Genomic DNA, 9,379 nt, shown 5'->3' with positions numbered 1-9,379 from the left:
CAATCATTACAATCAGTTTGGTGGGCACTATTTGGATCAGTCGGAAAAATTGATTAAACAAATCCTTTCATACTGAATATAAAATAAGTCAACATTTACAATTAGTTACATCATAACCACACTAACAATTGTCAATTAATTTACGTGTTAAAGGTGACACAGCGAACAAGCTAAAATCAATTTCCTTACATGAGTCAAACTTTGTACTTAATTCATGCCTAACAGAAACTTCTACACTTAATATTAATGAAGTCTACAGGGGCTATCCTTAACGTAAGGAAGTAGTTAGGCATTGGTTTTTAAGGGTTGTAAGGAAAGATGTTATGCGAAAATATACTGCAAAGATGGTTTCATGCCCTCACTGCGGACACTCCATTGGTATTACATTAGATGCCTCTAACGGCAGTCAAAACTTTTATGACGACTGCCCTGCATGTTGTCACGCAATTCACTTGAGTATGACGGTGGACGAACAGATGGATAAAATCGATCTGTTGGTTGATGCCGACGACGAACAAATTTTCTGACAAAGCGCCTAACGGCGCTTTTTTTATACTTGTCTGTTGGCTAAGACGCGCTCGACCGTATCGACGATAGCTTGGGTTTGCGGATCGAACTCAACGTTGATTTGGTCGCCTTTTTTACGCTGACCAAATAGAGTGCGCTGCATAGTTTCTGGTATTAGGTGCACCGAGAAACGATTCTCTTCAACTTCACCAATCGTCAGTGAACAACCGTCCAATCCAATGTAACCTTTGGCTAGTACGTACTTGATCATCTCTGTTGGGATGGAGAACCAAATGGTGCGATTATTCTCGCTATCGATTACCTCATCGACTTCTGCCATTAATGAGATATGCCCAGACATTGAATGACCACCAATTTCATCACCGAACTTAGCTGCACGTTCAATATTGACTGAATCCCCTATTTCCAACTTGCCAAGATTAGTTAATGCTAAGGTTGCTTGCATAAGATCAAAGTCGATCAAATCATCACAGATACTGGTCACAGTTAAACAGCAGCCATTGTGTGCGACTGAGGCACCAATAGTTAGCCCTTGAGATAGTTCACCCGATAACTTTACTGTGTGAGTCTGAAATTTATCTTTCTTATCGATGGCGACAACTTCGGCCATTCCCTGAACAATTCCTGTAAACATCAATCATTTCCGATAGTTTTTATTGGTGCTTAGTGTGACATTTATTTATCATCACGAACACTTATTTTCTCTCTGGCTAGTGAAAGCAATCGTAGTCCTATAAATACAGTCAGAATATGGAGTTCTCCGTGCAGCACTATAAACAAGAAGCCAACACCCTAATCAAGCTTGCGACACCTGTTCTAATTGCCTCAGTCGCACAAACAGGTATGGGTTTTGTCGACACAGTGATGGCTGGTGGCGTCAGTGCTACCGACATGGCTGCGGTATCCATTGCCGCAAGCATTTGGCTACCCTCGATTTTATTTGGCATTGGTCTTCTAATGGCAATCGTGCCTGTGGTCGCACAACTTAATGGCTCAGGTAGACAAGCACGTGTGCCTTTTGAAATTCAGCAAGGCATTTTTATGGCTTTGCTTATTTCAATACCTACCGCAGTTATTCTCCAGCAAACTGAAGCTATTCTCGTGTTAATGGATATTGAACCTTTAATGAGCGCGAAGACCATAGGTTATATGGATGCAGTCGTGTTTGCTGCGATAGTGTATTGGCTGATGTTTGCCATGTTACTTTTTTATGTCATCACGTCTGATCGTTTAACCAAAGTTAACGTGTTCGAGCACTTCCATAAGCCAAACACACAAGCCTTAATTCGCTTATTTAAGCTAGGTTTCCCTGTCGCTGCGGCTCTGTTTTTTGAAGTAACTCTGTTTGCTGTCGTGGCACTACTGGTTGCTCCATTAGGGCCACTTGTCGTTGCCGCGCACCAAGTCGCGATTAACTTCTCTTCACTGGTGTTCATGCTGCCAATGAGTATTGGCGCTGCGACGAGTATCAGAGTTGGCCATCGTTTGGGCGAACAAAACGTCTCTGGTGCCACAATCGCGTCCCATGTAGGTTTGATCGTCGCTGTAGGTTTGTCTTTAGTTATCGCGCTGTTTACCGTGTTGTTGAGAGAACCAATCGCGTTACTCTACACGCACAATCGCGCGGTAATCGACCTTGCTTTACAGCTACTACTTTTAGCTGCGGTGTATCAAGTAACTGATGCTATTCAAGTAGTTGCTGCAGGAGCATTACGTGGCTACAAAGATATGGCAGCGATATTTAATCGCACCTTCGTTGCTTATTGGATATTCGGCTTACCACTAGGCTACATCCTTGCCATGACCGACTGGATCGTCGAGCCAATGGGTGCTCACGGTTTTTGGGTCGGATTTATTATCGGACTTTCGACAGCAGCACTATTACTCGGTGTTCGGCTGCATTGGATGCACAAACAAAGCGATACTGTACAATTAACGTTTTCGGAAAAATAGTATTCGGCCCGCCTGTGAATATACTGATTCATGGGCCTTTGTTTCACTCCACACGCTCTCGTAAATACCGCGCGAATTTGGGAATGCCTTTGTGGGTATAACCGTTGTATCGAAAGGTAATAATTGTGCCTATTCTAGGTGGTTCTTCGCGTTGGCTATCTGAAAACCCGCTGCCAATATAAAATTGTTGCCCGGATTCTAACTGGACTAACAATGAGCCCATTTTACCCTCGTACTTCCCATTTCCACTCTTATATCCAATGACTCTTGCCTCTGCGTCTTGGTACTTCTTTAACTTGATCAGATCGCTGCTTCGTCCTTGTGTATATAGGCTATCAATCTTGCGCAGCATTAACCCTTCGCCATAAGAGCCATCAATAGAATCCAATTGTTGTAGCAGCTCATGTTCACTAATGATCGGTTTATGTTCGACATATCCAACATGCGTGGCGCAAAGATTGTTTACTACGTCGATAAGCTTTGCATAACGCTGCTGATAAGTTCCTGGCGCATTGGGCATGTCAAATAGCATCAGCTTAATCCCCTTCCATGCGTTGTCGTTTGGGGATGTATCTAACACGGTTTGTTGTACCAGGTGAAAATTACCCCGCCCTGCCCACAGCTCTCCTTCGATAGAAACATCAGGCATATTCTCAATAAACCAATCAGGTGCAGCAATAGGAATACCGTTTCGGGTCACAAGTTGTTTCCCGTTCCATATAGCTCGAACGCCATCGAGTTTTTCACTCACCCAGTAAAGACCAACATCGATTGACGCGTTGTATGTTTCTGCCAACGCTACAGACTGGATACCTGCAATGCTTTCTTTCGCCACTAATTGTGGAGTTGACGCGCTAAGTAGACTGATCGCAAGTAAAGATAGACGTATATCCATATAAGTTGTCCTACAAGGCTGTTTGCCTATCAGTTTTTCATAGCTATCAAACCCTACAACAATAAAAGAGCCGTAGTTCGAGCAGCTTCTAGGCTCTAACTTACTAACAGTCCTCGCAGTTGCAAAAAACACCATTCTCACATTGATGTTTGTACAACTTTTCTGCTTGTCAAAATGAGAGTTCGCTTTTCTCATTTTGAGAAACACAGCGTCCACATACCTAAGTCAATGAAAATACTTACTATTTTTCTTGGCACATTAACTGCTCCTTTAGTCAGCAACAACCAAAGGAGATACGACTATGGAACTTCGAAACATTGAAACTAACAACACAATCACTACATGGACTATCGACGGCAACCTAGATTGTGATAGTGCGAAAAATGTTCAGCCTCATATTGATGCGATTTTAGAACAAAACATTTCAACTGACATTGAAGTCGATTTTCGCCAAGTCCAGTTTCTTGATTCTTCGGGCGTCGGTGCGCTGGTCTACCTATACAAACGTCTTGTGGAGCGTGAACGTACTATGCGGATTGAGAATGTAACGGGCCAACCTCTTGAAATCATGACACTACTGCGAATTAACCAAGCAATTCCAATTAACTCGCATACCCACTAACCAAGGCTCATTAACAAAGGAAGTTGGCATGAAAACTATTATTAAACACATCGCTCTCGCTGCTTCTATAGCCTCAGTGGTCGGCTGCTCTAGCTACCCTGAGCACGGACGTGGCGGACTAGGTGAAGACTACATCCAATCCAATTTCTCACCAGTTATGCCAGACGAACCTTTAGGGCCAGAACACGGGCTTCGTTTCGACTGGCAACTAACCAAGCTTCATCTAGACTCCTTGGTACGAGAAGGGGCTCGTTGGTGCTTTCCTGCTGCGGTAGTTCAAGCGTTAGAGAAGCAAAAACGCATTGCACGCGAAATCGAAGGCGGTCTGCTACTGGATGCTGCCAACGACATCGTTATTCAACGTAAACGACTTAATGAGCTTGAACTGCAGCTCGATTACGTTACCTCACAAGCGAAGTGCGTTCCGCCAATGGATGAGACGTCCTTTCAGCAGCGTTTAGCCAAAATTGACAAGCTTTACAATCTATTAAACGTCGACAACCAATTCGCGTTTAACTCTACTGAGGTTAACCCGAAATACATGGGAAATTTAGCTCGTGCCGCGAACATGCTAAATGATCATCAAAGCCTCAACCTCAAAGTGACAGGACATGCGGACTCAGCCGGTGATGTTGAATACAACCAAAGGCTCGCAATGGGACGTGCGAAACAAGTCAAACGTTACCTAATTATATTTGGACTTGCTCCTAGTCGCGTCGAAACGCTATCGGTTGGCGACACACTACCGCTTTATGAAGGCGACTCTGAAGGCGTAAAACTGACTAACCGCCGTGTGAGCATTGAGGTAATAGATACCCAGGAGCAAGCAGAGCAACGCTTGCAAGGAGGCTACAATGAAATGGACTAACTTACTTGCCCTACTTTTAATCAGTTCACTTTGTTCATTCGCACAAGCAAATCAAGAGCGAGTACAAATTGGTGACCTTATTCAAGTAAACCTGCCTGGTGAATCGTCATTGAACAAAGGTTTTCAAGTCGATAAACGTGGTCGTATCACGCTACCGGAAGTTGGTGCGCTTTATGTTGCTGGCTACAGCGAGCCTCAGCTAGAGCAATCGGTTAAAGACGCTCTAGAAAAGGTCTATCGAGATCTTTCATCCGCTACTGTCTATATCGCCGAACAGCAGATCCTAGTATCTGTTCAAGGCTACGTTAACTCTCCTGGCGAATATACTCTGTCTAAGTCATCTGACATTCAGATGGCAATTCATGCTGCAGGTGGCCTACGTGCCGGTGCTCAGCTCAACAATCTGTTTATCAAGCGCGGTAAGGACAAGATCACGTTTAATTACAAGACTTTCCTTGATACTGGTGACGAATCACTGCTGCCTGAGTTGGTATCACTAGATACGGTGTTTGTTCCTGCCTCACCGCTTGTGGGTAATATCGAACAAGAGTTTGATGCCAATAAGCTCGCTAATGCTGGCGACAGCGCCGATGGCCGAACAGCGATTAAGGTATTCGGTGAGGTAAACGCCCCAGGATCATTTAGCTTCAAAGCCAATTCCGACTTAGTTGACGTGATTATGCGCGCAGGTGGCGTGACTCGTTATGCTTCAGTGGAGCAGATTCGAGTTATCTCGGAAAACACACCTAAGCTGTTCAACTTAAAAACTTACTTAGACAGCGGTGATGTTTCGCTGCTACCTACCCTAAGCCCAGGTACGACCATCTTCGTTCCTAAGCAAGAAGACGAAATTAAAGCCGGTGCAAATGTGGTCTACATCATGGGTGAAGTGGCTAGCCCAGGCGCTTACGAGGGTAAGAGAAACGCCTCATTCATGGATATTCTTGCTAACGCAGGCGGCCCAACACGCTACGCAGAATCACGCCAAATTCGTGTGATTAAAGCTAATGGACAAGTGATTAAGTTTGACTTAACCGCCTTCACCGAAGGACTCACAAGCAGAAAACCGCCGAAAATTGGCCCGGGCGATGCGATCTTTGTCCCTGAAAAAACCGACATGAATGAAAAATCTTGGCTTAAAATTGCCCCTAATCGCGCAGTTAGTGTCATCGGTGAAGTGGTTCGTCCAGGCCGTGTAGAGTGGTCTGACGAAATGGATCTCATGGATTTGCTATCTCATGTTGGTGGACCAACACTGCGTGCCGATACGACAAAAATTGAAGTCGTAGCCGTCGGTAATAAGCTGCATGTATTCAACCTAGACGAGTTCATTCTTAACGGTGCACCAAACAGTCAACTTCCCGTGATCACTGCAGGCGCAATTGTACGAGTGCACGATCTGCCACAAGATCCATCAGACAACAAATCCCAATGGGTACGTCAAAGCTCAGATGCTTCAATCTACGTATTCGGGCAAGTCAATGCACCTGGCCGCTACCGTTTTACTAAAGACATGCACTTTTTGGATATATTGTCAGCCGCTGATGGCCCAACTAAAGATGCCGATATTCACAATATTCGCATTACTCACCGTGACAAGACCTACTCGAAAGTGAGCAAGCTAAACCTATCGCTCTACTTCGAAACTGGTGATGAAAGTCTATTACCAAATGTGACCATGGGCGACACCATCTACATCCCTGAGAAAGACAAGATTTGGCTTGATCGCTCTAAAGAGTCAACGGTACGCGTACTAGGCGCTGTAAATAGCCCAGGTCGTTATGTTTTCGATGACAACATGACGGTGCTTGATCTACTGGCTGAGGCTGGTGGTCCGTCAGAACGTGCTTATTTAGAGAAAATATCTATCGTCAATATGTCCTGCTGCCAGGGTCAAGCAAGAACATTTGACCTGATCGAGTTCAGTAAAACTGCCAACATGTACCAACTTCCTGTACTACGTGCCGGAGATACTATCTACGTACCCGATCGCAGCGAAAGTTTCTTAGAAAAAGCACGTGTTGGTCTAGAAGATGTTCTTCGCCTAACCACAACCATAGTGTTAATAGGAGCTCTGTAATGATAATTCCAGCAACGCATGCAGAAATTGAGCAAATATACCTAGCAGCGGAAATGAGTAACGCAAAATCACTGTGTATCACAGCTTGTCAGTCAGGTGAAGGTGTCACCTCGATCGTTGCTGCACTTGCAGAGCGGTACTTACTTGCTGGGCATAGCACATTAGTGGTCGATCTCAACACGTTTAACCCGGCATTTGAGAGTATAGACATCACACCATCGAGCAAAGAATCTGTCGGCTTGTTGATTGAACACTCTTCAACTCACCAGATGTTCACTGGACTTACTGTACCTAACAATCAATCGGCTCTACTTGGTTACAAAGATCCCACCCAGCTTAAAAATGCGGTACAAACATGGTTAAGCCAATACGACCGAGTTATATGTGACACATCGCCACTGCTGCAAATCAATCGTGGTAACGTGTCCGCTCAAGTTGTCGCCAGTGTGTGCGATAAGACCGCATTGGTTGTCATGGGAGGTAAAACATCATCAGGTCAGCTGCAAAAAGCGATGACACTTCTCGACTCCCCTTCAACCTCAGTACTTGGCTCGGTGCTAAATCTTAAACACCAAGCAACCTTAGGCCAAGAAATCGTCCGCGAGATTAACAGGTTCTCTTTTATCCCACAGCGATGGCGGGACAATTGGGCACGCAAGATATTAACCAATGAGTTTCTAGCTCACAGCGCCTAATTTAGATTCAGGCTTAGGAACTGAAATATTTACAACCAATTGAAAAAATTGAACTATTCTTACATTACGCACAAGCTAAGTTCCCGATTGCTTGCCAGTAATATAAGTAAATTAGCATCCGTGCGTATATACTATACGTATCCAACCGTAAGGAAGCGCCAAATTGGAACTAGTCGATGAAAGAGTATTGCAACAGATGGTAAAAGACACCAGTGCAGATGTTATCCCTTTGCTTATCGAACACTATATCGAAGAGTCGGAGCAGCGTTTGACACGTATATACCAAGCAATGGAAACTAAAGACAAGGAGACACTAGAGTTCGAAGCGCATACGTTAGGCAGTGCTTCCCTAGCATTGGGGAACCGAACCCTATCCAACCTTGCTAGAAAGATCGAGCACATGTGTTTAGACGGTCAGCAAGACCAAGCGTATGCGTTTCGTCAGGAATTAGAACAACTCGCTCAACAATCACTACAAGCTTTAGAAGCGCGTAAGAACCTTGGATTCAGCGAAGCATAATAATCACAAAGGCTTAAGATAGGACATCGTGATGAAACCAAAAGTATTACTAATCGAAGATTCGACCTCGTTGGCGATTCTCTATAAACAGTATGTAAAAGACGAGCCTTATGACCTGTTTCATGTCGAAACAGGCCGAGAGGCCATTGCCTTTATTGAACGAAATGTTCCAGAACTGGTCATTCTCGATCTTAAGCTGCCTGATATGGACGGTGAGCAAATTCTTGATTGGATAAACGAAAACCAAGTTCCCACCTCAGTCGTGGTCGCGACCGCTCATGGATCCGTCGATCTAGCGGTTAACCTGGTGCAAAAAGGTGCTAAGGACTTCTTAGAAAAGCCAATTAATGCTGACCGACTAAAAACGTCCATCGCCCTGCACCTACAACAAGCCAAGCTTGAACACCTAGTTGAAGATATTGAAAGTAAGTTTGATAGGAATCGCTTTCATGGATTCATTGGTTCAAGTCTTCCCATGCAAGGCGTTTACAAGATCATTGATTCTGTAGCGCCAACCACAGCTAGCGTATTTATCGTTGGCGAGAGTGGCACGGGTAAAGAGGTCTGCGCCGAAGCCATCCACAAAGAGAGCAAGCGAAAGGACAAGCCATTTATCGCGATTAACTGTGGTGCGATCCCGAAAGATCTTATGGAAAGTGAGATTTTTGGCCATGTTAAAGGCGCTTTTACTGGTGCAACCGCGGACAGAAAAGGCGCGGCGTCCATGGCTCATGGTGGCACGCTTTTCTTAGATGAACTGTGTGAGATGGAGCTGGAAATGCAGAAGAAGCTACTAAGGTTTCTGCAGACCGGCACCTTTACCCCACTTGGTGCAAACAGAGAGATAAAGGTCGATGTTCGAATTATCTGTGCAACCAACCGCGATCCGTTAGTTGAGGTAGAAGAAGGACGCTTTAGAGAAGACCTATATTATCGTGTTCATGTTGTGCCACTCGACATGCCTCCTCTTAGAGAGCGAGGCAACGACATCATCACTCTAGCGACGCATTTCCTTAAACTTTACGCGAAAGAAGATGGTAAGAAATTTGGTTCTGTCCATCGAGATGCTGAATCGACACTAAAGCGCTACGCTTGGCCTGGTAACGTGCGTCAGTTGCAAAATATCATTCGCAATATCGTCGTGTTAAATGATGACAGCCATTTACGTCTAGAGCATCTCCCTGAACAAGTTACTGCACGCCGCAAAGCTAAACCAGC

General features: G+C 44.8%; 9 protein-coding genes and 1 pseudogene. 8 read left to right on the top strand and 2 right to left on the bottom strand.

Translation table 11 applies throughout. The features are described 5' to 3' along the window. Positions 1 to 323 precede the first annotated feature (323 nt). Entirely contained in the window at positions 324 to 527 is a 204-nt protein-coding gene (locus QTO00_RS11065) for a CPXCG motif-containing cysteine-rich protein (RefSeq protein ID WP_331424865.1), read from the top strand. Positions 528 to 550: 23 nt separating this feature from the next. Here QTO00_RS11065 and QTO00_RS11060 read toward each other — a convergent pair whose 3' ends face one another. Continuing rightward, positions 551 to 1,162 carry a riboflavin synthase subunit alpha gene (locus QTO00_RS11060; RefSeq protein WP_331424864.1) on the bottom strand — a complete coding sequence of 204 codons (612 nt, stop codon included), beginning with the start codon at positions 1,160 to 1,162 and terminating at the stop codon, positions 551 to 553. Between the two features lie 128 nt (positions 1,163 to 1,290). On the opposite strand from QTO00_RS11060, the gene QTO00_RS11055 reads away from it, so the two are divergent. Next, positions 1,291 to 2,481: an MATE family efflux transporter gene (locus tag QTO00_RS11055; RefSeq protein ID WP_331424863.1), complete on the top strand. Its 1,191-nt coding sequence runs from the start codon at positions 1,291 to 1,293 to the stop codon at positions 2,479 to 2,481. 43 nt (positions 2,482 to 2,524) lie between these two features. On the opposite strand, the gene QTO00_RS11050 is transcribed toward QTO00_RS11055, so the two are convergent. Further along, complete coding sequence (locus tag QTO00_RS11050) at positions 2,525 to 3,376, bottom strand: DNA ligase (protein ID WP_331424862.1); 852 nt, start codon at positions 3,374 to 3,376, stop codon at positions 2,525 to 2,527. 301 nt (positions 3,377 to 3,677) lie between these two features. Here QTO00_RS11050 and QTO00_RS11045 point away from each other — a divergent pair, with 301 nt between their 5' ends. The 6 genes and pseudogenes from QTO00_RS11045 to QTO00_RS11020 form a co-directional block, all read left to right on the top strand. Further along, complete coding sequence (locus QTO00_RS11045) at positions 3,678 to 3,998, top strand: STAS domain-containing protein (RefSeq protein WP_331424861.1); 321 nt, start codon at positions 3,678 to 3,680, stop codon at positions 3,996 to 3,998. A 28-nt stretch (positions 3,999 to 4,026) separates the two neighbouring features. Next, on the top strand, positions 4,027 to 4,866 hold the full coding sequence (locus QTO00_RS11040) for an OmpA family protein (RefSeq protein ID WP_331424860.1): 840 nt from the start codon (positions 4,027 to 4,029) through the stop codon (positions 4,864 to 4,866). Then, the gene (locus QTO00_RS11035; RefSeq protein WP_331424859.1) at positions 4,853 to 6,946 is read left to right on the top strand and encodes an SLBB domain-containing protein; all 2,094 of its coding nucleotides are present in this window, start codon (positions 4,853 to 4,855) and stop codon (positions 6,944 to 6,946) included. Before QTO00_RS11040 ends, QTO00_RS11035 begins: the two co-directional genes overlap by 14 nt. Beyond that, the gene (locus QTO00_RS11030; RefSeq protein ID WP_331424858.1) at positions 6,946 to 7,641 is read left to right on the top strand and encodes a chromosome partitioning protein ParA; all 696 of its coding nucleotides are present in this window, start codon (positions 6,946 to 6,948) and stop codon (positions 7,639 to 7,641) included. The genes QTO00_RS11035 and QTO00_RS11030 overlap by 1 nt, the downstream gene beginning before the upstream one ends. Before the next feature lie 160 nt (positions 7,642 to 7,801). Then, positions 7,802 to 8,161, top strand: a pseudogene (locus QTO00_RS11025) (Hpt domain-containing protein); the annotation flags it as partial. A gap of 31 nt (positions 8,162 to 8,192) precedes the next feature. Next, positions 8,193 to 9,379 (top strand): sigma-54-dependent transcriptional regulator (locus QTO00_RS11020; RefSeq protein ID WP_331424857.1); only part of this gene is annotated, 1,187 nt, incomplete at its 3' end.

The organism is Vibrio sp. M260118 (assembly GCF_036533755.1).
In the GTDB taxonomy this organism is placed as follows: domain Bacteria; phylum Pseudomonadota; class Gammaproteobacteria; order Enterobacterales; family Vibrionaceae; genus Vibrio.
The sequence above is the reverse complement of the archived record's forward strand: the minus strand, read 5'-3'. Positions and strand labels throughout refer to the sequence as shown.